General features: G+C 62.4%; 23 protein-coding genes. 9 read left to right on the top strand and 14 right to left on the bottom strand.

What is annotated here, in order from left to right:
* Positions 1-20 precede the first annotated feature (20 nt).
* The 4 genes from SJ05684_RS11570 to SJ05684_RS11585 all read left to right on the top strand — a co-directional run bounded on the left by SJ05684_RS11570 (position 21) and on the right by SJ05684_RS11585 (position 3,158).
* Positions 21-929 (top strand): metallophosphoesterase family protein, encoded by a 909-nt coding sequence (locus SJ05684_RS11570; protein WP_034851533.1) that lies wholly within the window; start codon positions 21-23, stop codon positions 927-929.
* Positions 930-1,050: 121 nt separating this feature from the next.
* Complete coding sequence (locus SJ05684_RS11575) at positions 1,051-1,599, top strand: tetratricopeptide repeat protein (protein WP_050979919.1); 549 nt, start codon at positions 1,051-1,053, stop codon at positions 1,597-1,599.
* 209 nt (positions 1,600-1,808) lie between these two features.
* A complete protein-coding gene (locus SJ05684_RS11580; protein ID WP_034851534.1) occupies positions 1,809-2,327 on the top strand; it encodes an RNA polymerase sigma factor in 519 nt (172 codons plus the stop codon).
* A 3-nt stretch (positions 2,328-2,330) separates the two neighbouring features.
* Positions 2,331-3,158 (top strand): anti-sigma factor family protein, encoded by an 828-nt coding sequence (locus SJ05684_RS11585; protein ID WP_034851535.1) that lies wholly within the window; start codon positions 2,331-2,333, stop codon positions 3,156-3,158.
* Positions 3,159-3,309: 151 nt separating this feature from the next.
* Here the strand turns inward: SJ05684_RS11585 and leuA are convergent, their stop codons facing one another.
* Positions 3,310-5,019, bottom strand: a complete 1,710-nt coding sequence (gene leuA / locus SJ05684_RS11590) for a 2-isopropylmalate synthase (protein ID WP_034851536.1) — start codon at positions 5,017-5,019, stop codon at positions 3,310-3,312.
* A gap of 497 nt (positions 5,020-5,516) precedes the next feature.
* A complete protein-coding gene (locus SJ05684_RS11600) occupies positions 5,517-6,101 on the bottom strand; it encodes an ATP-dependent Clp protease proteolytic subunit (RefSeq protein ID WP_034851538.1) in 585 nt (194 codons plus the stop codon).
* A gap of 335 nt (positions 6,102-6,436) precedes the next feature.
* On the opposite strand from SJ05684_RS11600, the gene SJ05684_RS11605 reads away from it, so the two are divergent.
* Complete coding sequence (locus SJ05684_RS11605) at positions 6,437-7,015, top strand: HupE/UreJ family protein (RefSeq protein WP_034851540.1); 579 nt, start codon at positions 6,437-6,439, stop codon at positions 7,013-7,015.
* A 55-nt stretch (positions 7,016-7,070) separates the two neighbouring features.
* Positions 7,071-7,547, top strand: a complete 477-nt coding sequence (locus SJ05684_RS11610; RefSeq protein ID WP_034851547.1) for a GNAT family N-acetyltransferase — start codon at positions 7,071-7,073, stop codon at positions 7,545-7,547.
* An 87-nt stretch (positions 7,548-7,634) separates the two neighbouring features.
* Here the strand turns inward: SJ05684_RS11610 and queF are convergent, their stop codons facing one another.
* The 4 genes from queF to trpLE all read right to left on the bottom strand — a co-directional run bounded on the left by queF (position 7,635) and on the right by trpLE (position 11,677).
* Entirely contained in the window at positions 7,635-8,099 is a 465-nt protein-coding gene (gene queF, locus SJ05684_RS11615) for a preQ(1) synthase (protein ID WP_034851644.1), read from the bottom strand.
* 130 nt (positions 8,100-8,229) lie between these two features.
* The gene (locus SJ05684_RS11620) at positions 8,230-9,147 is read right to left on the bottom strand and encodes a cation diffusion facilitator family transporter (protein WP_034851645.1); all 918 of its coding nucleotides are present in this window, start codon (positions 9,145-9,147) and stop codon (positions 8,230-8,232) included.
* A 181-nt stretch (positions 9,148-9,328) separates the two neighbouring features.
* Positions 9,329-11,518 (bottom strand): anthranilate synthase, encoded by a 2,190-nt coding sequence (locus SJ05684_RS11625; RefSeq protein ID WP_034851549.1) that lies wholly within the window; start codon positions 11,516-11,518, stop codon positions 9,329-9,331.
* Positions 11,519-11,632: 114 nt separating this feature from the next.
* Entirely contained in the window at positions 11,633-11,677 is a 45-nt protein-coding gene (gene trpLE, locus SJ05684_RS30220; protein WP_178385069.1) for a trpE operon leader peptide TrpLE, read from the bottom strand.
* Between the two features lie 469 nt (positions 11,678-12,146).
* On the opposite strand from trpLE, the gene SJ05684_RS11635 reads away from it, so the two are divergent.
* Positions 12,147-12,959, top strand: a complete 813-nt coding sequence (locus SJ05684_RS11635; RefSeq protein WP_034851552.1) for an extensin-like domain-containing protein — start codon at positions 12,147-12,149, stop codon at positions 12,957-12,959.
* 28 nt (positions 12,960-12,987) lie between these two features.
* Here the strand turns inward: SJ05684_RS11635 and SJ05684_RS29630 are convergent, their stop codons facing one another.
* Positions 12,988-13,134, bottom strand: coding sequence for a hotdog family protein (locus SJ05684_RS29630; protein ID WP_157211946.1), 147 nt, complete (start codon positions 13,132-13,134; stop codon positions 12,988-12,990).
* Positions 13,135-13,247: 113 nt separating this feature from the next.
* On the opposite strand from SJ05684_RS29630, the gene SJ05684_RS11640 reads away from it, so the two are divergent.
* Entirely contained in the window at positions 13,248-13,757 is a 510-nt protein-coding gene (locus tag SJ05684_RS11640; protein WP_034851555.1) for a DUF1993 domain-containing protein, read from the top strand.
* Positions 13,758-13,851: 94 nt separating this feature from the next.
* Here the strand turns inward: SJ05684_RS11640 and SJ05684_RS11645 are convergent, their stop codons facing one another.
* The 7 genes from SJ05684_RS11645 to SJ05684_RS11675 all read right to left on the bottom strand — a co-directional run bounded on the left by SJ05684_RS11645 (position 13,852) and on the right by SJ05684_RS11675 (position 23,243).
* Positions 13,852-15,531 carry a formate--tetrahydrofolate ligase gene (locus tag SJ05684_RS11645; protein WP_034851557.1) on the bottom strand — a complete coding sequence of 560 codons (1,680 nt, stop codon included), beginning with the start codon at positions 15,529-15,531 and terminating at the stop codon, positions 13,852-13,854.
* Between the two features lie 91 nt (positions 15,532-15,622).
* Entirely contained in the window at positions 15,623-16,840 is a 1,218-nt protein-coding gene (locus tag SJ05684_RS11650; RefSeq protein ID WP_034851558.1) for a DUF2333 family protein, read from the bottom strand.
* 3 nt (positions 16,841-16,843) lie between these two features.
* The gene (locus tag SJ05684_RS11655) at positions 16,844-18,133 is read right to left on the bottom strand and encodes a DUF6638 family protein (RefSeq protein WP_034851560.1); all 1,290 of its coding nucleotides are present in this window, start codon (positions 18,131-18,133) and stop codon (positions 16,844-16,846) included.
* A 190-nt stretch (positions 18,134-18,323) separates the two neighbouring features.
* Positions 18,324-20,240: an AAA family ATPase gene (locus SJ05684_RS11660; protein WP_034851562.1), complete on the bottom strand. Its 1,917-nt coding sequence runs from the start codon at positions 20,238-20,240 to the stop codon at positions 18,324-18,326.
* A 3-nt stretch (positions 20,241-20,243) separates the two neighbouring features.
* Positions 20,244-21,392: a hypothetical protein gene (locus tag SJ05684_RS11665; protein WP_034851563.1), complete on the bottom strand. Its 1,149-nt coding sequence runs from the start codon at positions 21,390-21,392 to the stop codon at positions 20,244-20,246.
* A gap of 61 nt (positions 21,393-21,453) precedes the next feature.
* Positions 21,454-22,542: a coiled-coil domain-containing protein gene (locus tag SJ05684_RS11670; protein ID WP_034851565.1), complete on the bottom strand. Its 1,089-nt coding sequence runs from the start codon at positions 22,540-22,542 to the stop codon at positions 21,454-21,456.
* Between the two features lie 116 nt (positions 22,543-22,658).
* The gene (locus tag SJ05684_RS11675) at positions 22,659-23,243 is read right to left on the bottom strand and encodes a thymidine kinase (protein WP_034851566.1); all 585 of its coding nucleotides are present in this window, start codon (positions 23,241-23,243) and stop codon (positions 22,659-22,661) included.
* 289 nt (positions 23,244-23,532) lie between these two features.
* Between SJ05684_RS11675 and SJ05684_RS11680 the strand changes: the two genes are divergently transcribed.
* A complete protein-coding gene (locus tag SJ05684_RS11680; protein WP_034851568.1) occupies positions 23,533-24,489 on the top strand; it encodes a choline ABC transporter substrate-binding protein in 957 nt (318 codons plus the stop codon).
* Positions 24,490-24,501 lie beyond the last annotated feature (12 nt).

A 24,501-nucleotide genomic window follows, 5' to 3' on the forward strand; every position in this document is an offset into this window, starting at 1 on the left:
TATGCGCTAGACGGAGGGTGATGTTCAAACTCGCGCATATTTCCGACGTTCACCTTGGGCCGCTGCCGGAGCTTACCCTGCGCGAACTCGCTTCGAAAAGAATCACCGGTTTCGTCAACTGGCACAGGAACCGCGCGCGCCATCTCTTCCCCGGCACGCTCGAGTGCCTGATGGAGGACATAGAGAAGCGTCAACCGGACCATCTGGCGATCACCGGCGATCTCGTGAATCTCGCCTCTTCACTTGAGATCAAGGCAGTGACGGAATGGCTTGCGGAAGCCGGAGACCCGCACGACGTCTCCGTCGTGCCGGGCAACCACGACGCCTATGTGCCGGGCGCCTATGAGCGGATGTCCCGCGCCTGGTATCCCTATATGCGCGGCGACGTCGGTCCGTCTGGATGGACGAAGGAACATTCCTGCTTCCCCTATATGCGGGTGCGCGGTCCGGTCGCGCTCATCGGCTGTTCGACGGCCGTCGCCACGCCCCCCTTCGCGGCAAGCGGCTATTTCGGGCCGCACCAGGCGCGCACGGCGGTCAACCTGCTGCGCGCTGCCGGCGAGGCCGGGCTCTTCCGGGTCGTCATGATCCACCATCCGCCGATCCGCGGCGCAACCTCGATGCACAAGCGCATGATCGGCATCCGCCGTTTCGCCGCGACCATTTCGTCCGGCGGCGCCGAACTCGTCCTGCATGGCCATACGCATCTCAACACGGTCCATTGGCTGAAGGGACATGCGGCACCCGTGCCGGTGGTCGGAATTTCCTCGGCCTCCCAGGCGCCGGGCGGCAGCAAGCCGGTCGCCGCCTACAATCTCTTCTCGATTGCAGGCGAGCCGGGCAAATGGCAGTTGACGCGCGAGCGCTTCGCGCTCAATGCCGACGCGACCACCACCACCCTTGCCGAGACGACACATTTTTACGGCTAGTTTCGATCTGTCGAATAATCGGCAGGCCTCGCGCGTCTTACTCGCGTTCGGGAGCCAGCCAGCCGCCGGGAGACGTCCGCGGCGGCCGGTTACCGGCCACCGATCTTCACAGGAGACAGGCATGACGAACCGCAAGATCATTCTCTTCGCCGCCGCAGTCTTGACGGCCTCGATGGCGAGCCAGGCAGCCATGGCCGTCGGCGATGACACCAGCGAACCGCCCAAAAAGACCAAGACGACCACCCAATGCACGGACGGCAAGATCTGGGATGCCGAGCAGAACAGGTGCGTCGAACCGAAGAAGAGCAGCCTCAACGACGATATCCTGTTCGATGCAGCGCGCGAGCTCGCCTATGCCGGCCAGTACGAGAATGCCATCAGGGTTCTCGACGCCATGAAGGAGCGGCAAAGCGCCCGCGTCTTCAACTATCTAGGCTATGCCAACCGCAAGGCCGGCCGCACGGAAGTCGGCATGCAGTACTACAAGCGCGCGTTACAGGCGGACGAGAACTACATCCTTGCGCGCTCCTATATGGGGCAGGCGCTCGTCGAGCAGGGCCGGATGGAGGAAGCGAAAGTGCAGCTCGTCGAGATTCGCGACCGCGGCGGCGAAAACACATGGGCCTACAGGGCGCTGCTGCAATCTCTCGGAGGTCTCCGCCGCTACTGATGGCTTCCGGCCGCGGGTCTCTTCCCCGGCCCGGAGGAAGAGGCCATCGGAGGCGCGAAGCTGCCATTGGAAAAGCGGGGCCGGGCCGCAAAAACCTCTTTGCGTTCCGGCTCTTCCCTTGCAGACTTCGGGTCTATTGTTTCATATCATGAGCTGTGCGTACGCACGGCGAGCAGGCGCCCGATCCGGCATGTCTCATTGGAAGAGAAATGCGCCAAGCGGCTGAGATGAAGGACTTCAGACGGGATTTGGTCAGCCTGCTGCCCAAAATGCGTCGCTTCGCGATGACGCTGACACGCGACGTCAACGATGCCGACGACCTTCTCCAGGAAGTCTGCGAGCGCGCCATCACGCGCAGCCACCTGTGGAACGGAGAGGGTCGGCTGGAGAGCTGGGTCTACGCCATGACGCGCAATCTCTGGGTGGACGAGATCCGCAAGCGCAAGGTCCGCAGCGGAGGCGGCATGGCCGATATATTCGATCCTGCCGAGCTGAACGTCGAAGCGACCGCCGAGAAGGCGGTCTATGTCAATCAGCTGCACAAGATGATCCTCTCCATGCCGGAGGGATTGGCAAGCGTGTTCCTGCTGGTGAATGTCGAAGGCTACAGCTACCGGGAAGCGGCAGAGATCCTCGCGATCCCGATCGGTACCGTTATGAGCAGATTGTCGACGGCACGCCTCAGGCTTGCGGCAATGCTGTCCGAGGATGCGGAAAGGAGGGCATGACCGTTGCAGCAGACGAAAGGACTTGCGCTCGAAGTGCGGCTGTCCGCCTATATCGACGGCGAGATCGGCGAAGCGGAAAAGTCGGAACTCGATACCTTGTTGGCCCGGGACGACGACGCGAGGGCTCTGCTTGAGAGGCTGAAAGCAGGCAGCACATTCGGCAATAGGGCCTTCGAAGATTTCCTGCACGATCCCGTTCCTCTGGCCCTGGTTCGCCAGATCAAGCAGGGGCCGGGCATCACGCCGCGGTTTGAACGCGTCGCCACCGCAAATCTTCCCAAACGACACCTGCGCATTTGGCCGCGCTTGGCCGCCGCTGCCGTTGCGCTACTCTTCCTCGGCGGCATGGCCGGCTTCATCCTTGGCAGTTCCGTCAACACCGCCGATCCCGCTCCCGAGACGACCGAGCGCCCGTGGATCGACGAGGTCGCGGAGTACCACGGCATCTATTCGCGCCAGAAGAAGCATCTCGTCGAGGTACCGGCCGCCCAGGCAAATGAGATCGAAAGCTGGCTCTCCTCGAGCGTCGGCGTTGCCTTCAATATCCCCGATCTCACCCGCGAGGGGCTGACCTTCGAGGGCGCCCGTTTGCTTGTCGCCAATGGCAAGCCGGTCGCCCAACTCGTCTACCGCGGTCGCGAAAGCGAGATCTTCGCCATCTGCTTCCTGAAGAACGGCAGCGGCGGGAAACCGGATCAATTCAGCGAGACGATCCGCGGCGATTTGAGCCTTGTCTCCTGGCAGAAAGGCGACGCTTCCTTCGTCGTCATAGGCCCGTCTTCAGATGCCGGGCTGCAGGATCTCGCCCGGACGGTGGCGGCAGCGATCTAACGCCGAAACAACAAGCCCCTATCCTCCTGTCGGCACCTTCTCCCCGCCAGCGGGGAGAAGGCCACTGCATGCCTTGCCTCGATTACAACCTTCGCGCGTCTGATAAGACGCGCGGCGTTGTAGAGCGAGGGCAATCGCGGGTTCGCCGCCCTTACTTGCCCAACGTCTCCAGTACGCGGTTGGCGGCCGAGACGATCGCTTCGAGCGAGGCGGCGACGATATTCGTGTTGATGCCGACGCCGAACAGCGTGCCGCCCGGATATTCGACTTCCACATAGGCGATCGCGGCAGCGTTCGAGCCGTGCTGCAGCGAGTGTTCGGAATAGTCCGCGACCGAGAGCTCGATGCCGAGATAGATCGACAGCGCGTTGATGAAACCGTCGATCGGGCCCGTGCCCTGGCCCTCGATCCGCCTGGCCTCGCCCCTGTCTGTAATCTCCGCGGCGACGACGCGCAGTCCCTTGTGCTCGCTGACCGGATAGGTGTGGTGATCGACGAATTTGAGGCGCGCGCCGGGCTGCTCCACATAGCGTTCGATGAAGCGCTGATGGATCCGCTTCGACGGCAGTTCCTTGCCCCCCTCGTCGGTGATGCGCTGGATGTCCTCACGGAACTCGATCTGCAGTTTCCGCGGCAGGTTGATGCCGTAGTCCTCCTGCAGGATATAGGCGATACCGCCCTTGCCCGATTGCGAGTTGATGCGGATGATCGCCTCGTAGCTGCGTCCGACGTCGCGCGGGTCGATCGGCAGGTAGGGCACTTCCCAGAGCGCCTTGTTCGCCTGCTTCAGCGCCTTCATGCCCTTGTTGATCGCGTCCTGGTGCGATCCGGAAAAGGCGGTGTAGACCAGCTCGCCGACGTAAGGGTGACGCTCCGGAATGACCATCTGATTGGAATATTCGTAGACTTCCTTGATGCGCTCGATGTCCGAGCAGTCGAGGTTCGGATCGACGCCCTGCGTGAACATGTTCAACGCCAGCGTCACCACATCGACATTGCCGGTGCGCTCGCCATTGCCGAAGAGGGTGCCCTCCACGCGGTCTGCGCCCGCCATCAGGCCGAGCTCGGTTGCGGCGATACCGGTGCCGCGGTCGTTGTGCGGATGCAGCGAGATGATCAGGTTATCGCGGTTGTCGAGATTGCGGCACATCCATTCGATCTGATCGGCATAGACGTTCGGCGTCGCCATCTCGACCGTCGACGGCAGGTTGATGATGAGCTTATTGTCCGCCGACGGCCTGATGATCTCGGTGACGGCGTTGCAGATCTCCAGCGCCACTTCGAGTTCCGTACCGGTGAAGCTTTCCGGCGAGTACTGGAAGCGGTAGCCGCCTCCCGCCTTCGCCGCCATGTCGGTGATCATCTTGGCGGCATCGGTGGCGATCTGCTTGATGCCGGAGACGTCCTTGGCGAAGACGACGCGGCGCTGTAGTTCGCTCGTCGAATTATAGAAGTGGACGATCGGATTGCGGGCGCCCTCGAGCGCCTCGAAGGTGCGCGTGATCAGTTCCGGACGGCATTGCACCAGCACCTGCAGGGACACGTCCTCCGGCACATTGCCTTCCTCGACGCACCAGCGGGCGAAATCGAAATCCGTCTGCGAGGCGGAGGGGAAGCCGATCTCGATCTCCTTGAAGCCCATGTCCAGGAGCAGGTGGAACATGCGCGCCTTGCGGTCGTGCCCCATGGGATCGACGAGCGCCTGGTTTCCGTCGCGCAGGTCGACCGAGCACCAGATCGGCGCCTTGGTGATCGTCTTGGAAGGCCAGGTGCGATCCGGCAGCGCCACCTGCGGATAAGGCTCGTATTTCAACGCGGCCACAGGCATGCCTTGCTTGACGGGGTGCGATTTCAAAATCATGTGCAGCTTCTCTTCGTCACTGGAGCGTCGCTTGCCGCATGCAATAGCCGATCGTCGGAATCATTGCGAGGCTGATGCTCGCCGGAGCGCGCTCTGTTTTAACTGTTAATTGCAGCTTGGTTCGAGGAGCGATCTGCCGGCAGGGCTTTTCGGCCGCCGGGCGCTCCTCACCGGACCCGGCAACCGCGCGTAAGGCCGAGAAGGAGAAGCGAGGCGAAGGCGCGGGCGGAAGCGCGATTCTTATCGCGTCCGGAGAAGATCTTTGCGATCTTGTGTGCTTTCACCTGGGTCATGCAAGTGCCTATACACGGCTAGACGCTCTGGGGCAAGCGGTGAAGCGAATTGCTGCCGCCCCCTCACCCTAGCCCTCTCCCCGCAGGCGGTGCGAGGGGACTGAGCCGGCGCTGCGGGTCTCCTTCGCCCCGCTTGCGGGGAGAAGGTGGCCGGCAGGCCGGATGAGGGGTGGCCGCGTGCTCATCCCGGCCGGGAGCTCGACATCAGATTTCGGTGACGGAGGTGATGATCCGCGACACGAGCCCGTAAGCCTTCGCTTCGTCCGCGCCGAGCCAGTAGTCGCGATCGGTGTCCTTAGCGATCTTCTCGACAGGTTGGCCGGTTGCTTCCGAGAAGATCCGGTTGAGACGCTCGTTCATCTTTATGATCTCCCGCGCCTGAATCTCGATGTCGGACGCCATGCCGCGCGTACCGCCGGACGGTTGGTGCAGCAGGAAGCGGGTGTTAGGCAGGCACAGGCGGCGTTCCTTGGGCGCGCCGACATAGATCAGCGCGCCGGCGGAAGCAACCCAGCCAGTGCCGATCGTCCAGACCTTGGGCTTCACAAATTTGATCATGTCGTGAATGCTGTCGCCCGATTCCACGTGGCCGCCCGGCGAATTGACGAAGATGCGAATGTCGTCATCGCTGGCCGAGGCCAATGCCACGAGCTGTGAGCAGACCTTCAGCGACAGTTCCTGCGTGACCGTTCCGTAGATGAAAATCGAACGCGACTTGAAAAGGTTCGCCTCCGTTTCCTTGCCGAGCGGCAATTCGGTCTTTTTCTCTTCCTGTTCGTCGTCGTTCATCCGCATTCTCCGGACTCCTCATGAAATGCCTCAAAGTCAGATAATGCGACTCGACAGCGAAAACAATGCAATGAAATGGGCGAAGCCGGCTCCGTCCAGCCGGTGCTGCGGCGATGGTAAATGCGTGAGGGGCGGCAAATGCCGTATGGACAGCGCGCAAAAGCCCAATAAGATCAGCGCGTCAGCAGCGGTGCGGTCGGTGCCAGAGCGCCTAATGTTAGGCCCGCGCCCGGCTGACATGAATTGATGGCAATGGACGACGGGATGCAGTCCAGGTCATCGCGATTTGAGCCAGGCGGGCTGCCCTCCAGGCCTGCCGACCAGTGGGGACCCGAATGAAGAAACAGATCCTTATCGCCGCCGCCGCGCTTGCTGCCTCCGCCGCACCTGCCTTCGCACATTTCGACCCTGCGTCGCACGGCTCCCTCATGGCCGGTCTGTCGCACCCGCTTTTCGGCGCCGACCATATCCTTGCGATGCTCGCCGTCGGCCTCTGGGCCGGTGAGATCGGCGGCCGGGCACGCTGGATGGTACCCGCGGCCTTCGTCGCCACCATGGCCGTCGGCTTTGCGCTCGCCGTGATCGGCGTCGGCCTGCCCTTCGTCGAACCGGCGATCCTCGCATCCGTCGTTGCTCTCGGCCTGATAGTGGCGATCGCCGTCCGGCTCGGTGCCGCGAAGGCCGCCGCCATTGTCGCCGTTTTCGCGCTGTTCCACGGTGATGCGCATGGGGGCGAGCTCGGTGCGGCCGGGGCCTGGTCCTTTGCCGCGGGCTTCATGATTGCGACCGCCCTCCTCCATGTCGCCGGTATCGGCCTTGGCATGGCTCTCGCTAGGCTCTCGGGCGGCGGCAAGCTCGCCCGCCTCCTCGGCGGCATCACGGCGCTTGCCGGTGCGGCGCTGATGCTGGGATGATGGTGTGAAGAGCGAAAGGGCCGGGTTCATGCCCGGCCTTTCGGGAAATTGCTGAATGCTGGTGATTCGCCCTGCGCTCCCCGAGGAGATTGACGTCCTTGCCGCGGTCGGGCTTTCAGCTTGGCGCAAGGGGATAGGACCACTGGTGTCCGCGTCGGTGGCGGCCAGGATCACCGCAAGTAATCCCTTCGTGCCATTCCTGCGGGAATTGAGGTCGCTCGCGCTGGTGGCCGAGATTGATGGCAGAGCAGCGGGTATTGGCGCCTGCGAGCGCGGCGACGATACGATCAGCGATATCTGGATCGCTCCGGCCTTCGAAGGGCGCGGCGCCGGATCGGCGCTGATACGAGCGCTCGAGGCACAGATCGCCGGTCGAGGCTATGCGAAAGCGCATATTCAGGTGGCCGCCCTGAACGAGCGGGCGCTCCAGCTCTATCGGCACCTCGGCTATCGGGAGATCTGGCGAAAGGTCCTGTTCGACCCGATCCTCGAGACCGATCTGGAGAAGATTGGTCTCTCAAAGCCTCTTTGAGCTCTTTCGGCGCGCGAATACCTCCTCAACCCTCCCCACAAGGAGGAGGGGTTGCGGAGGTCTTGTCCCGCACCTGAACCCCGTCGGTCACCCGCGTCCGCGGTAGGTCGGCACGCCCTGGTCCGGCAGCCAGACGCCCTCTGGGGGATTGCCGGTCTGCCAGAAGACGTCGATCGGGATGCCGCCGCGCGGGTACCAGTAGGCGCCGATCCGCAGCCACTTCGGCGAGAGCAGCGACACCAGCCGCTTGGCGATCTCCATGGTGCAATCCTCATGGAAGGCGCCGTGATTGCGGAAGGAATGCAGGAACAGTTTCAGGGATTTCGACTCGACCAGCCAGCCATCCGGCACGTAGTCGATGACAATATGTGCGAAGTCCGGCTGTCCCGTCATTGGGCAGAGCGAGGTGAACTCCGGCGCGGTGAAGCGGACGACGAAGTCCGTGCCGGCGTGGCCGCTAGGCACCCTTTCCAGCACGGCATCCTCCGGGCTTTGCGGCAGATCCACCTTTGCTCCGAGTTGCGAAAGTCCTGATACATCGGTCTTCGTCATTTCCGTCATGCTCCAATCTGCATTGAGACGTCGGATGGGCGCACCGCCCACCTTTTTCCTTATCCCGCCGCCGCATGATGTCTTAACGCATCAGGCAGCAATTCTAAGTGCGACAGCGTTGCCCGTCCGGTCAGGCGCGCGAGGCTGTGGTCTTGACGCGCACGCCGTGCGCCTTCTCGCCCTCCGGCTCGACATGAATGGCGATCCGCGCCCCCGGCTGGACGGCGCGGATGGCATCCTCGATGCGGTCGCATATATCATGCGCTTCGCCAACCGGCATCGCCTCCGGCACGACCATGTGAAAGTCCACGAAGGTTGCCGGGCCAGCCTGCCGCGTCTTCAGGTCGTGAACGCCGAGCGAGCCGCCGGCGTTGTCCGCGATCGCCTGCTTGATCGCCTCCTCTTCCTCCGCCGGCACGGCCCTGTCCATCAGCCCGTCGATCGAGCGCGAGATGACCTTCCAACCCTGCCAGAGGATATTGCCGGCGACGACCACCGCAAGCAGCGGATCGAGGATCGCGTAGCCGGTGGCAAGCACCAGGAGAAGGCCGACGAGGACGCCCGCCGAGGTCACGACATCCGACAGGATATGGTGTCCATCGGCGCTGAGCGCCGGGGAACGGTGGCGCCTGCCCGCCCGGATCAACAGATAGGCCCAGGCGGCGTTGATGACGCCGGCGCCGAAATTAATCGCGAGGCCGAGCGCGGGCGCATCCAGCATGGAGGGCGCCATCATTTCCGGCACAGCCTCCCAAATGATCAGAAGCGCCGCGACGACGATCAGCACGCCTTCCATGACCGCGGAAAAATACTCCGCCTTGTGATGTCCGAATGGGTGCGTCGCATCCGCCGGCTTCGCCGCGTAGCCGATCATCACATAGGCGATCACCGCAGCAATCACATTGACGATGGATTCCAACCCATCCGAGAGAAGAGCCACCGAGCCCGTCACCCACCAGGCGAGCATCTTCAAGCCCATGACGCCGATGGAAAGCGGCATGCCCCAGAGGGCGAGCTTCAGGACTGTTCGGTTGTCGGGCGCGGTCATGCTCATCCTTCTGCAGATGCAAACGAGTTGCAAATGCATGCCAGTTCAAACGCAAAACCGCCCGCGCGGGTTTTCGCGCAGGCGGATTGTCGTCACCATATGGGCGACATCGGACAGCTTGTCAAAGGGCGGTCACCGCCCGCGCGTCTCCGCCGCAGGTAGGCGGAAGCGGCTGCTGTCGTCAGGCCGCCTTGACCTTTGCCCTCTTGGCCAGATGCGCCACCACATTCTCGATCATCCGCATGCCGGCGTCACCGCCGAGAGTCATGATCGACTCGGGATGGAACTGCACCGCAGCCACGGGCTCCTTCGTGTGCTCGATGCCCATGATCGTCCCGTCCTCGCTCTCCGCCGTGATCATGAACTCACGCGGCAGGCTCGATGGATCGGCGAAGATCGAATGATAGCGCCCGACCGTCACCTCGCGGCCGAGACCGGAAAAGACGATGCCCGGTTCCAACACCCGGATGCGCGACGGCTTGCCATGCATCGGGATTGCCAGTTGCCGGAGATCTCCGCCATAGGCCTCGGCGAGGGCCTGCAGGCCGAGGCATACGCCGAAGATCGGCAACTCCCGCGCCCGCGCCTTCTTGATCGTCGCCTTGCAGTCGAAATCCTTCGGGCTGCCGGGTCCGGGCGAAAGCACGACAAGGTCCGGCTTTATCCGATCGAAGATTTCCTCGGCGACCGGTGTGCGAACCGTCGTCACCGTCGCCCCCGTCTGGCGAAAATAATTCGCGAGCGTGTGGACGAAGCTGTCTTCGTGGTCGACGAGCAGGATCTTGACGCCGGCGCCCACCGGGGCTACGTCGCGCGCCGCCTTGGCGCTGTTGGCGGATTTCGCATCGCGAATGGCTGCAAGCATGGCAGAGGCCTTCAGTTCTGTTTCGGCTTCTTCGTCGTCGGGGTTCGAATCATAGAGCAGCGTCGCGCCCGCCCGCACCTCGGCAATCCCGTCCTTGATGCGGATCGTGCGCAGCGTCAGGCCGGTGTTCATATCGCCATTGAACCCGACCATGCCGATCGCACCGCCATACCAGGCGCGCGGGCTCTTTTCGTGGTTCTCGATGAAGCGCATCGCCCAGAGCTTCGGCGCGCCGGTGACGGTCACCGCCCAGGCATGGCTCAGAAAGCCGTCGAAAGCGTCCATATCGTCGCGCAAGCGCCCCTCGATGTGATCGACTGTATGGATCAGCCGCGAATACATCTCGATCTGGCGACGGCCGATCACTTTCACCGATCCCGGCACGCAGACGCGGCTCTTGTCATTGCGGTCCACATCCGAGCACATCGTGAGCTCGGACTCGTCCTTCTTCGAGTTCAGGAGCTTTAGGATCTGCTCGCTATCGGCGATCGGATCGTCGCCGCGCTTGATCGTCCCGGAAATCGGGCAGGTTTCGATGCGCCGGCCCGATACGCGCACGAACATCTCCGGCGAGGCGCCGACGAGATATTCCTGGTTTCCGAGGTTGATGAAAAAGGAATAGGGCGACGGGTTGATCGCCTTCAGCCGATTGGAAATCTCCGACGGCCGGCTTTCGCAGCGTTCGTAGAACTTCTGCCCCGGCACCACTTCGAAAAGGTCGCCGCGGCGGAAGCTCTCCTTCGCCTTAACGACAAGCTCGGCATATTCGCCGGGGCGATGGTCCCCGTGCGGCGGGATGCTGTCGACCATCTGGAACGGTTCCGGCGCAATCTCCGCCGCCTTGCTCTCGGTTGAAAGCCCGTCCCTGGCAAAGTCGTACCGGTCGATCCAGGCTTTTGCCGCATAGTGGTCGACGACGAGGATCTCGTCGGGCAGGAAGAGCACCATGTCTCGCTGGTCGTCCGGGCGCTCGAGCTTGAGCTCGATCGCGTCGAACTGGAAGGCAAGGTCGTAGCCGAAGGCACCATAGAGACCGAGGCTCGAATCCTCTTCCGAATGGAAGAGGTCCGTCACTGCGCGGAGCACCGTGAAGACGGTCGGCATCTTCGAGCGTTCTTCCTCTGTGAAGACGCGGTCGGGCTCGTTGATGGTGACGTCGAGTCGGCGAGCGGTCAGCGCTCCGAGCGTGATGTCGGCAACGGTGTTGAGGTGCTCGGCGATCAGTGCCAGCAGCACCTCGCCGCGTTCGTTATAGGCTTCGATCCAGAGCGAGCGGCCGAAGGAAGAGATGGCAAGTGGCGGATCGACGACGGCGGTGTCCCAGCGGGTGTAGCGGCCGGGATATTCGTAGTTGGAGGAGAAGACCGCGCCGCGGCGCTCGTCAAGCCTTGCGACATAGCCGGCTATCGCGTCCGTGTAGGAGGCTTCGCGCCGCCTGCGGGTGACCACGATCCCGCCTTTGGTGGTGTAGCTTTCCGCGCCGTTATCCAGAATTACCGTTGCCATTCGTCTCGCTCCGTCAAAGCCCGGTCTTTCCACGCGGCCCGAATACGAAAAAAGCCGCCTCGAAATCTCCGGGCGGCTTCATGTCTCAATCACGCGTGACTGGTCAAGGCCGCCTTAGCGAGCCCACCACCAGATCGAAATGTTGCGTGCATTTGCCATGGGCGAAAGTGTTAGCCTGCCTTTAGATGGCGTGCAAGCGGGAAAAGCATCAGTTGAAAAAAGCGACCACGGATGACCGTCTTCCAATCGTCTACCTTTCCGGACCTCGGAAGTGCTGGACCAGCGAGACCCTGAAGGTAATGCCGTAGCCAGGCGCCTTGAAGCTGTTCGTCGACTTGTCGGAGACGGGCCTTCGATGCGGTCAGGATGACGTCGGCTCCCCAAGTCTCTGCGGCAGAGCCAAGGCCAAGCACACCCTTGAGCAACTCAAGGGCTGGCTGCGCGGGTCGGAATCGAGGCATGACGAATGTACCGCCTTGTTTCTGCAAGACAAAAACATGAGTGCAATTGCCAATATAAATCAGGGAATTTGACGCACGCCCCTCACCTCAGTTTCAGCACATTTTGGCAGAGGATTGCTCCCCGTGCGCTCGCGGATTCGGCCGCGACGCGAACGGGAGGGATCCGCATGCGCCAAGCCGGCATTATCCTGCTCTGCTCCTTGCTCGCTTCCGGCGCGACTCTGCCGCGTCATGGACCTGTACCGGTCGAGAAACCCGAAAACAGCAGCGAACCGATACCGGCTCCGAAACCCGACGGGCCGACCGACAATGGCAGTTCCGCAACGGGGAAGATGGAGTCCGGCCGCGACTTGCCTCCCGGCTGGAAGGACGATGCGCTTGACGCCATGCCGCCGGCGATTGTCGAAATCGAGAAGGAAGACCCGACGGCCTACGCGTCCTGCCTCGACGCGCTTCGGACCCTCGGCGCCTCATTCACAGAGGCCGCGCGCATCGATGACGGCCAGGGTTGCGGCATCGACAAGCCGATCGAAGTGACCGAAATCCTGCCGGGCGTGTCGCTGAAACCGCAGGGGACGATGCGTTGCGAAACGGCGCTGGCGCTCGCCCGCTGGATCAGGGAGACCGCGGCTCCGGCCGCGAAGGCCGCCTTCGGGCCCGACACGGCCATCGCGACCCTCAATCAGGCCTCCTCCTATGTCTGCCGCCTGAGGAACAACGGCACGACCGGCAAGATATCCGAACACGCCCGCGGCAACGCCATCGATATCGCCTCCTTCGGGCTCAAGGACGGCAAGACGATCGACATTCAGCCGCGCGACGAGGACGGCACGCTGAACGGCGCCTTCCAGCGCGCGATCACCGCCACCGCCTGCCTCTATTTCACCACCGTGCTCGACCCTGGCAGCGACGCGGCGCACGAGACGCATCTGCATTTCGACGTCATCGATCGGAAGAACGGCTACCGGTATTGCCGTTGACGATACCGTATCAGCGACAGGTCCCTCCTCAGCCGCCCTGGCTCTCGTACCCGAGCGCAACGAATTCGCCCGAGAAGAAACCGGCCAACTCACCCTCGCCCCTGAGCTCGGCCGTGACCGCGAGTCGCGCCCGGCCGTGCCGCCCCAGCAGGCCCATCAAACCGAGCCATGGCAATGCTGTCTCTCACCGCACGAAGGTCGCCGCGCCGATTGAAACCTCTTCGGACCGCTACAATCTATGGACGGCGAGGCATTTGCCTGCAAGTACAACTCAATCGAGGAACACCCATGCAACTCACCATGTATGCGCTCACCGTCCCCGCCTTCACTCGTGGCTTTACCGCCCTGAACGGACTTCTGGACAAGGCCGAGGCGTTCGCCGCCGATAGGGGCACGTCCCTCGCGGAGCTTTTCGACGCGCGGCTCGCGCCGGACATGCTGCCACTCTCCGGTCAGATCCAGCGGGCAAGCGATACGGCGAAGAACGCGATCGGTCGGTTGACGTCGCTTGAAGCGCCGCGCCTTCCCGATGACGAGCAGGACTTCGCAGCTTTGCACGAGCGGATCGCCAGGACAGTGGCCTTTATCGAGACGGTGAAACCCGATGACCTCGACGGCAGCGAGACCCGCGACGTAACGCTCAGCTTCCCCAATCTCAAGGTGACGTTCAACGGCGCCGACTACCTCCTGCAGTTCGTGCTGCCGAACTTCTATTTCCACGTCACCACCGCCTACGATATCCTGCGCCACAAGGGCGTGCCGATCGGCAAGGCGGACTTCATCGGCCGGCTCGGCTAATGCATGTCGCCCAAAAGTGTGCAGCGGTTTTGGGCAAACGGCATGGTAGGGACAAGGACCTAAAGCGCGCTGAGCCGTCGGAATGCAGCGCGCTTTAGAACAGTCCCTCGATATAGCCCGCCTCGTTGAGCCGGATCCTCTCCGACGACGGCAACTTCGGCAGGCCCGGCATCGTCATGATCTCGCCGGTGATGACGACGACGAAGCCGGCGCCGGCCGCAAGCCGGACTTCGCGGATCGGCACCGCATGACCGCTCGGCGCGCCGCGCAGGTTTGGGTCGGTGGAGAAGGAATATTGCGTCTTGGCCATGCAGATCGGCAGATGGCCATAGCCCTGGTCTTCCCAGGTCCGGAGCTGCTCGCGCACCAGCTTGTCGGCGATGACCTCGCTCGCATGATAGATGTCCTTGGCAATCGTCTCGATCTTCTGGAAGAGCGGCATTTCGTCGGGATAGAGCGGCGAGAACTGCGAATGGCCGGCATTGGCGAGCTCGACGACCTTCAATGCCAGATCCTCGATGCCGGCCGAGCCTTCAGCCCAGTGTTTGCAGAGCACCGCCTCGGACCCGAGCGTCCTTACATAGTCCTTGATCGCCTGGATCTCGGCTTCCGTGTCGGTGGTGAAATGGTTGATCGCAACCAGGGCCGGCACGCCGAATTTCTTGACGTTCTGCACGTGCCGCCCGAGATTGGCGCACCCCCTCCGCAACGCCTCGATATTCTCTTTGCCGAGATCCTCCCTCTTCACACCGCCATTCATCTTGATCGCCCTGACGGTGGCGACGATCACGGCGGCATCGGGCTTGAGGCCGGCCTTGCGGCACTTGATGTCGAAGAATTTCTCCGCTCCGAGATCGGCTCCGAAACCGGCCTCCGTCACGACATAATCGGCAAGCTTTAGCGCCGTTGCGGTCGCCACCACGGAGTTGCAGCCATGGGCGATATTGGCAAAGGGGCCGCCATGGACGAAGGCCGGATTGTTCTCGAGCGTCTGCACGAGGTTCGGCTGCATGGCGTCCTTGAGCAGCACGGCCATGGCGCCGTCCGCCTTGATGTCTCGCGCAAAAACCGGGCTCTTGTCGCGCCGGTAGCCGATGATGATGTTGCCGAGTCGATTTTCGAGGTCCTTGATATCGGTCGCAAGGCAAAGGATGGCCATGGCCTCGGAGGCGACGGTGATGTCGAAACCCGTCTCGCGCGGATAGCCGTTGGCGACACCGCCAAGCGCGCCGACGATCTGGCGCAGCGCCCGATCGTTCATGTCCATCACCCGCCGCCAGGCGATGCGGCGGGTGTCGATCGCCTGTTCGTTGCCCCAATAGATATGATTGTCGATCAGCGCGGCAAGCAGGTTGTGCGCCGAGGTGATGGCGTGGAAATCGCCCGTGAAATGAAGGTTGATGTCCTCCATCGGCACCACCTGGGCATAACCCCCGCCGGCAGCACCGCCCTTGATGCCGAAGCAGGGGCCGAGCGATGCTTCCCGGATGCAGACGATCGCCTTCTTACCAATGCGGTTGAGACCGTCGCCAAGCCCGACGGTGGTCGTCGTCTTGCCCTCGCCCGCCGGCGTCGGATTGATCGCCGTCACCAGGATCAGCCGGCCGTTCTTCTTTTCCTTTTGGGCGGCGATGAATTCGGCGCTCACTTTCGCCTTGTCGTGCCCATAGGGAAGGAGGTGCTCCGGCGGAATGCCGAGCTTCGCACCGATCTCCATGATCGGCCTCTTCCTCGCGGCGCGCGCAATCTCAATGTCGGATTTGACGTCCACCATGTCTCCCCCCTCACTTCATCGCGGCCGCGCATCCAGCCTCCTCCGCCGAACGCGCGTCCGTTTGCTTGTGCTTACGCTCGCATACCGCCAGTCAGCGGGCAAGGATGTCGCGCATCTCGACGAGATTGGACCGGACGCGAAGTATATAAAAGCCCATGGTTGCGAGATGCGTCGGCATGATCCAGCCGTCCTCGCGGCCGTTCGAGATGATCAGCGGCTGGATGCGCAGTGCCGCACGAAGCTGTTTCATCGTCTCCGTGTAGATCGGCGTCAGCCCTCGCTGCGTGACGACATTGTCGAAATCGGCACCGGCCGCCGACAGGATGCCGTAATAGCCGTAGAGCTGGCCATAGGAGAACCAGAAGCGGTCGTCCGCCCGCGTGTCGAACCAGCCGCCATTGTGCAGTTCCGAGCGCTCGCGAATGATTGCCGAGGTATTGCCGAGATCGCTCGCGATGCGATCCAGGAACTCGACCATGTTGTCCGAGCGCCCATCGAAAACCGCATCGCAGTTGCCAAGGGATACATTGAATTTCCTGAGGTCGCGCATGGCGGCGCGATAGAAGCTCGGTGTCGGGGTCTTGGGACCGAACGGGCTGATGCCGAAATACCAGGTCTCCTCGTCGAACTGGATATTGCCGCGCGCGCTCTGCAGGTCGTTGTTGATTCCGGACGTGCCGCGGACGCGGCCGAGCGAGTCGACCAATTCCACGGCCGTGCGCCGCACCGCCTGATTGATGCCGCGCTGGAACGATGCCTTGTTGTCGAGCCAGGGCGTGTCGTCCCAGTCGAGCCCGAAAAAGCCGAGCTTGTAGGCGAGCATCGATGATATCCAAGCGTTCTGGTCGACGTTGAAGTCGATGAGGTCGGCCGCGACATCGACGATCGCCGAGGGCTGGCAGGCGGTTCCTGCAGGCAGTTGCGCCACGGCAAGCGCTTCGGTGGTCGAGGTCCCTGCATCCATCGCGGCCTGGTTGGCGGGGGTCAGCTCAGCCGTTTGCCCAGTCGTCGTGGCCCCGGGACCGCTGACGGGCGAGCCGGCTGGCGTCTTGCGCTCGGCGAGATTATAGCGGTCGACATAATCCGGATCGAAATTGGTCCAGGCCTGCGTCTGCCAGACGAAATAGCCGTAGAAGAGGACAAGGGCGAGCAGGATGAGCGCGATCGGCCCCTTAATGACCCAGCTTCTCGCGCGGTACCATTTGCCCAGCGCAACGAAAGGCCAGAGGAGCCACGCTACCACCAGGCCGATACCACGGCCGATCGCCGTGAAGACACGCTGAAAGAACGCAACGATCGGATCGAACATCTTCTATTCCCCTTTGAGGCCGTAGAGCTTGTGGCGGAAGGCGGCCTTGTCCTTGAGATATGTGCCCGTCAATGTCGCAACAACATAGTCCCGAAACGTTTCACTGAAACCCTCATAGGCGCTGTAGAAACCCTGCTTGTCGAAAACGAAGCGCGAGACGAAATCGCGCGGGACGAGTTGCGAAATGAGGCGGTTCACGAGCCACTGGTCCGGGTGATCTGGAGCGGCCCTCACCAGGAGGAATCGCTGTTCAGGGGCGATTTCCTGCATCTTGACCGTGCCGGTGGCGGCGATCGCCCGCGCCATTTCCTGCAGGAAAGGATAGATGCCGTCGCGTGAGACCAGAGCGGCATTGCGGTGGATCCAGGTCTGCAGCCAGATCCGGTCGGCATTGACGAGGTCGGCGTCCGGATCGGCCTCGTTGATCAGCCCGCGGACGGCCATGTCTGCCCGGTGCTGGAACAGGCCGGATTCCTCCACCCAAGAGGCCTGCGGCAATTGCAGCCGCTTCGTCGCAGCCAGGAAATCGTAGATGCGCGCATGATCGGTGAGTGCGATATAGCTCACCTGCCAGGGCCGCGACCGCCGGAATCCCGGCGCCGACGGATCGCAGATCACCGTCGTGGTCTTCTCGTCGAGAAAGACATAGACGCCGCCGAAGTGGTTGGCCCAGAAGGCCTGGTGGCGGAAGACGAGTTCGTCGGGCACCAGCGCGTTCTGCCGGATGTCACCCGTCAGTCGCGCCAGTTCCACCATTCGATCAAGCGTGGCATCGTCCGCCCAGGCGTTCGGAACCTTCTTCAAGCGGTCAATGAGTTCGCGAAGTTCCGTCGCCTTGCCAAGCATGCCTTCGGCCGAGAGAACCCGGAACCGCACTTCGTTGATCGACAGCAGATCGTCGATGTCTTTGACGACGGAGACCGTATCCTCGATCTCGCCGTAGAGTGCATCCTTGATCGTCACCGCATGGATCGCGCGGCTGTTGGCATTGAAGAATTCGTGCATCAGCGCTGCGGTGTTGGAAAAGCTCGTATGCACGACCGGCAGCTCCGCCTGCGCCGGCGTCAAGATGATGAAACGCCGGTTCACCCGATTGGGATCGAGGTAATCGTGGTCCCCCAATTCATAGGCGATCTCCGGCGAGAAGCCGGTCATGTCGATGCTGAAACGCTGAAGCCCCGTCGGCCTCAACCCGAAACCTTCGAGCGCCTTGTTGTAGCGCGCAATGAGGTGCGGCTCGGAAATGTCGAGCAGCCGCCCATAGATGAGTTCGGCTTCGAGAAGGCGCTTCATTGGGGAACGCTCCGCCCCACGTGGAGGCCCTCTCGCCCGTTATTGCCTAGCCCCTCACCCTGGCCCTCTCCCCGCAGGCGGGGAGAGGGGATGCCGTCGCGTTCAATCGGGACCATGGGGGACCTGTGTCCCCTCTCCCCGCGCGCGGGGAGAGGGCTAGGATGAGGGGCGAATCTGTCGGACACTTCAATCAACTCTGCCATCTGCCGCCGCGCTTCATTGCCTCGATCTCGCGGATCGCCTTTTCGCGCTGGCGTTCGCGGCGGATGATGTCGGCGACTGCCGCGTCGTCCGACGTGTCGGTGTAGCGGAATTCGCTATCGGCGTAGCGGTTGATTTCCTGCAGCACCATGTCGATGGTGATCGGGCCACGCAGTTCCTCGATCATCGCCTTCTTCTCGTCGTAGGATTTGTGCATGAAGGAGGCCGCATCCCTGAACCAGTCGTCCGGCAGTTCGACGTCCATCGCCCGCATCTTGATCGCATCGGTGATGTTCCTGATGGCGCGGCCGGTGAAGCGCGGCTCCGCCTCCTTAATCCTGTGCAGATAGGCCCCGACATCGGCGAGCGTGGCGACCTTGCCCCTTTCCTTCTCATAGCGCTCCCAGACTGCGACGAGCCCCTCCTCCTGCGGCTGCGAATGCGCCGCGTAGGATTGGTTGACGGCCCGCCTGATCTCCTGGCCGGCATAGAGCTCGTGCTCTCCCAAGGGGATATCGTGATTTCTGCCGACGAGCAGCGCAAAAATGTCGATATAGTCCGCTTCCGTCTGCGGCCCGTCGACCAGCCAGCGCGCGCCGGCCCGCTGGCGCAGAGCATCGTCGACGTTCTCCGGGTGGTTCGAGAACATGCCGAAGGTGCAATTGCCGCGAATGACGGTCGAGGCGCCGGCGAAGCTCTCCATCAGAACCGCCGTCACCTCATGCTGACCGGCCGAGGCGCGATCGTCAGAGCGCTTCGCCGTTACCTGGTCCACATCGTCGATGGTGCCGAAACCGATCGCACGCGGGTTCATGACGTTATTGACGAACTCCTTGCAGTTCTGACCCGACTTGCCCTGGTAGGAGGAAATCTGGTCGACGCCGAAATTCTCGTAATGGAAGGCGTAGCCGGCGACGCCGCAATAGTCGTGCAGCAGGCCGGCAAGCATCTGGATCAGGATCGTCTTGCCGGTGCCCGGCATGCCGTCGCCGATGAAGGTGAAGAGGAAGCCGCCGAGTTCGACGAACGGGTTCATCTGCCGGTCGAAGTCATAGGCCATCAGCATCTTGGCAAGCTTCAGCGCCTGATATTTGGCGATGTGGTTGCCGATGATCTCCTCCGGCTTCTTGAAGGTCATCACCAGCGGCTTGCGCTTCTGGCCGGGCGCGATGTCGAAGCCGTTGAGGGTGAAGTCATCCTGGTCGAGCCGGATATGCACGGTTTCGAAGTTCTGCAATCCCGTGAAGCGCGCCTTGCGGGCGAGCAATCCCTCGATCGCGACCCGTGAAAAGGCACGGGTACGGGCTGCCAGGGCAAGCTCGTCGGGCGAGCCCGCAATACTGCGATCGAGCGCCGCCACCATGCTTTTCAGCGCGTCCTGCGGCGTGTCGAAGAGGAACTCCGGCTCGGCGGCATCATCGACCGGCTCCCCCTCCCCTTGCAAGGTCGCACCGAGATAGGCGGCGAGCGTGAAGGCGGCGACATAGGCGGAAGCCGCAAGCAGCGCCTTGAACTGCTCCGCCTCCTCGCCGGTGAGCGGTGCGGCCGAATTGCGCGCCTGCAACTGTTCGAGGTAAGTCTGCCGCGCAAACAAGTCGGCAACTGCGAGCGCCACCTGGATGCCGCGGCGGGTGCGGTAGAGAACGGCGTGCTGCGCCGGAGAGAGCAGCGGATCGGCAGTGCGGATCGCCTGGATGGTGCGGGCGAGTTCGACCTCTCGGGTCCGCCGCTGGCCGCCGGCCGACACGGTCGAGACGAAGCGACGCCCCGTTCCGGCAAGCGGCGCGCCCGTTGAACTTTCACCACGCTCGAGGATGATGAGCTTGGTAACCAGGCTCTGGGCCACCGCCAGGTGCTTGGCTATGTCGTCCTCGTGCAGCGTCGTGAGGCCCGCATTCAATGTCATCGATCAAACCTCGCTCACCACGTGATTACCGGAAATCACATGCACCTTGTAATCACCAAAGATCTCTGCCGCCTCACCGGAAGCGTAGAGCGCCTGGTAGGCATCATGCGGAACCAGCGCATGCTTCTCATAGGCGCTGACCCCCATGCGGGCGGCCTCGAGATCGTCGGTGTCGATATGGAATTCTTCCTGCGCCTGGGTCGAGGACCAGAAGCCGCGTTTGGCGGGACGCTCCGCCTTCGAAAAGACCTCCTGCACAGTCCAGGTCAAAAGCCAGGCATTCTCCGCCTTGCGCACCTTCGAGAGAATTTCGTTGATTTTCTCGTTGTTTTCGGTGATCCCCGCCGAATAGAAGGGCCCGAGCACAATGCGCCGAAGCTGCTTCGGATGCAGTTCGGGAAAATCTCTGTCGAGCGTGGTGGCGATCGTTGCCGGCGTCAGCGAATAGGCGCTGTGCTTTGAGGCGAAATCGTCGAAACGGCTGGCAAGCTCCGGATTGAGCAGGCCGCCGACGGGCAGCGGGATATCGACCTCCGGATTGAGTTTGCCGTCCCTGGTCACCAGCATTCCGACGATGTTTTCCGATGAATCCTCGATCGTCGCCATATAGACCATCGGCAAGGTTTGGCTGCCGTCGAAGGCGCCCCAGGAGACCACGTAATAGGGCCGCATCGTCTTCGGGTTGACGGCGACCCGGATCGTCTCCGGCAGGATAAAGGGGGAGAAGATGTCCCCCTTGCGGATCTGCTCGAGATAAAGCCGTTCGGCCATGCGCGATTGCAGCGCCTCCGGGAAGGCCTTGTGCCGCAGGATGAAATCCACCATTTCCTCGCGAAGCGCATCGGCAGCGGGAATGCTCGCCAGCCGCTTGTCGGCGCTTTGGCGGTCGTTCTCGAGTTCCAGCACGTTCTGGAAAGTCGGAAAGCCGCTCTCCGCACGCGCGATGCGAAACTGCTCGACGAAACCGATACGGTTCTCCCAGCAGGTGACCGATGCCTTCAGCCGCGCCAGATAGGGAACGATGACCTCCCCCACCACCGTGTTGCGGTAGAGCGGCGAGTTGCGGTCGCCGAGAAACAGCTCCAGCCCCGCCACCGCAGCCCGAATGGAGGTGAAGTATTGCCGGACGGCCGAGGGTATCGCAGCGCTCATCGAACGCCTCCCGCCATCTGCCAAAGGGCGGCCGGAAATCGGATCATTACCGCTTTGCCGATCACTGCTTCACGTAGTTTGCGGCATTGTGCTTGTCCATTACGGCCTGGAAGCGACGGGCAAAGGCGTCGTCGGCGAGTTTCTTGCGCCGCTGGATATCCTGTGTCGCCTGCATGTTCTTTTCATGCATTTCGAGCAGGTCGCCGATGTGGCGCTGCGCCGCGGCGCCGATGCCGGCCATGGTTTCCTCGGCGGCGGTGTCGACCTGGCTGCCGAGCGTATTGATTTTGTGGGCGACATCCTGCTGCGCCGCGGTCTTCAAGGAATCCTCGAGCGCCTTGTAGAGGACGATGCGCTGTTCGGTGTCGATCGTCAGCTTGTTGATCAGCGTGTTTTGCGCCGCGATCTGGTTGTTGAGCGAGTCGACGAAGGTCTGGAACATCGCCGTGTAGCGCTCGAGCGTCTGGCTCTCGGCAAGAAGTTCCTGCTCCTTGGCCTGCTTCTGGTTGTATTCGGTCGCAAGACTTGAGCGCTCCGCCTCGAGGTCGGTCCGGGTCTTCTGGTCGGTTGAGGCGGCGATCCGGTTCTCGATGTCGAGCAGCAGCGGATTGAGCTCTTCGATTCGCTTCTGCGTTTCCTCGAGCGCCGACATCGTACCCTTGCGGCGCTCGATCACCTGGATGAGGCTCTGCTCGGAGGTCTTGTAGCGCTGATCGAGGATCGACTTCTGATCCTTGAGGATGCCGACAATCATATCGGACTTGGCAAGCAACTCCTGCAGATTGCCGGCGAGTGACATGTTGCGAACGCGATCGGTGCGCAGGCGCTGCATCGACTGCTTGGAGAAAATGCCGATGAACTTCTCATAGCCGGTATAGCTCTTCATGCTTTCGAATTCGGCGCCGAAGACATTGGTCGCGTCTTCGAGGCCGATGATCAGATCGGCGATGTTCGCCTCCATCACCTTCTGCTGCTGAATGACGTCCTGGATGCGGGCGTTCTCGATGTCGAAATTGACGTCGCCGAGCTTGGTATCGGCCTTGGCGAACTGCTCGAGAACGACGCCGGACTGCTCGAGCTTGCTGCGCATCTCGTGGACGACGCTCTTCGTCTTCTCGATTTCAGCGTCAAAATTCTGAAGAGTTGCCATTTCCCGTCCCCTTGATCCGAACCGACAGACACGTCAGCGGCCAGATTACTCAGCCATCGATTGCACTTATATAAAGGACGTCCGACAGGCGAGGACAAGACGCGGTGGGGCTTTTTTCACCCCTCCATCAGCTCTTCCCAATGGCGGCGGCAATAGGACACATATTTTTCGTTGCCGCCGACATCAACTTGCGCCCCCTCGCGCACGACATTGCCCTCGTGGTCGAGGCGCACGACCATCGTCGCCTTGCGGCCGCAAGGGCAGATCGTTCGCACCTCGCGCAGCTCGTCGGCAATTGCGAGCAGCGCCATCGAGCCGGGAAAGAGCTTGCCCTGGAAATCCGTCCTCAGGCCGTAGGCCATGACGGGGATACCGAGACGATCGGCCACCCGCGCGAGCTGCCAGACCTGGTCCTCTCCAAGGAATTGCGCCTCGTCCACGAAAACGCAGGCGATCTCGCCGGAACCGTCGCCGTTCATGCGCTCGACGAGGGCGTAGAGATCATCCGCCCGGTGGAACGGGATCGCCTCCGAATCGAGCCCGATGCGCGAGGCGATCCGGCCAACGCCGGCGCGATGGTCGAAAGCGGCGATCAGCATCGCGACGCGCAGGCCGCGCTCCTGGTAATTGTAGGACGCCTGCAGCAGCAGCGTGCTCTTGCCCGCATTCATCGTCGCGTAGCTGAAATAGAGTTTTGCCATGAGCCCCCGTCTTCCGGAATCGCATGCCTTACATGACGAGGCCACGGGCGGATGGCCAGAGCGCGGGCGACGCGACCCACAGCTTTTCGCCAGTCGCTGCGGAAGCCGCGGTGACGGATCATAAGATAGCCGCATCGCGCCTTATTTCTCAGGGATTGCGACATTCCACGTCGCTCCGTGCATCCCTTCAGCGTATTGAGACAATACACTGCCGTGGGGACCAAGGCCTTGAATTCCGGCCCCATTGGTGGTTGGCTAAACAAAGAATGGAAGCAGGGGAACGACTACGATGATAAGAAATCTCTCTCTCAAGCTCATGCTCGCGGGCACCGTTTGCGTGGCGGCCATGGCCGCTGGGAACGCCGCAGCAGCGGATCCGGAAAGCTGCAGCCCCGTCCGCTTCTCCGACGTCGGCTGGACGGACATCACCGCGACGACGGCAACGGCCACGACCATCCTCGAGGCGCTCGGCTACGAGACGGACGTAAAGGTGCTCTCGGTTCCGGTCACCTACACGTCGCTGAAGAACAAGGATATCGATGTCTTCCTCGGCAACTGGATGCCGACGATGGAAGCCGACATCGCCCCCTATCGCGAGGACAAATCGGTCGAGACCGTGCGCGAGAATCTCGAGGGCGCAAAATACACGCTTGCGACCAACGCCAAGGGCGCGGAACTCGGCATCAAGGACTTCAAGGACATCGCCGCGCAGAAGGATGCGCTCGACAGCAAGATCTACGGCATCGAGCCCGGCAATGACGGCAACCGCCTGATCATCGACATGGTCGAGAAGGACACGTTCGGCCTGAAGGGCTTCGAAGTGGTCGAATCCTCCGAGCAGGGCATGCTGGCGCAGGTCGCCCGCGCCGAGAAGAGTGGTGAGCCGATCGTCTTCCTCGGCTGGGAGCCGCATCCGATGAACGCCAACTTCAAGCTGACCTACCTTTCCGGCGGTGATGACGTCTTCGGGCCGAACTTCGGCGGGGCCACGGTCTACACCAATGTCCGCGCCGGCTACACCGAGGAATGCCCGAATGTCGGCGCCCTTCTCAAGAATCTCAAGTTCACGCTCGAGATGGAGAACGAGATCATGGGCAAGATCCTGGACGACGGCGAAGACCCGGAAAAGGCCGCAGCCGCCTGGCTCAAGGCCAACCCGCAGGTCCTCGAGCCGTGGCTTGCGGGCGTCACCACCATGGATGGCGGCGACGGGCTTGCCGCAGTCAAGTCCGAGCTCGGCCTCTGACCGACCCGGCGC

It is taken from the genome of Sinorhizobium sojae CCBAU 05684 (assembly GCF_002288525.1).
GTDB lineage: Bacteria > Pseudomonadota > Alphaproteobacteria > Rhizobiales > Rhizobiaceae > Sinorhizobium > Sinorhizobium sojae.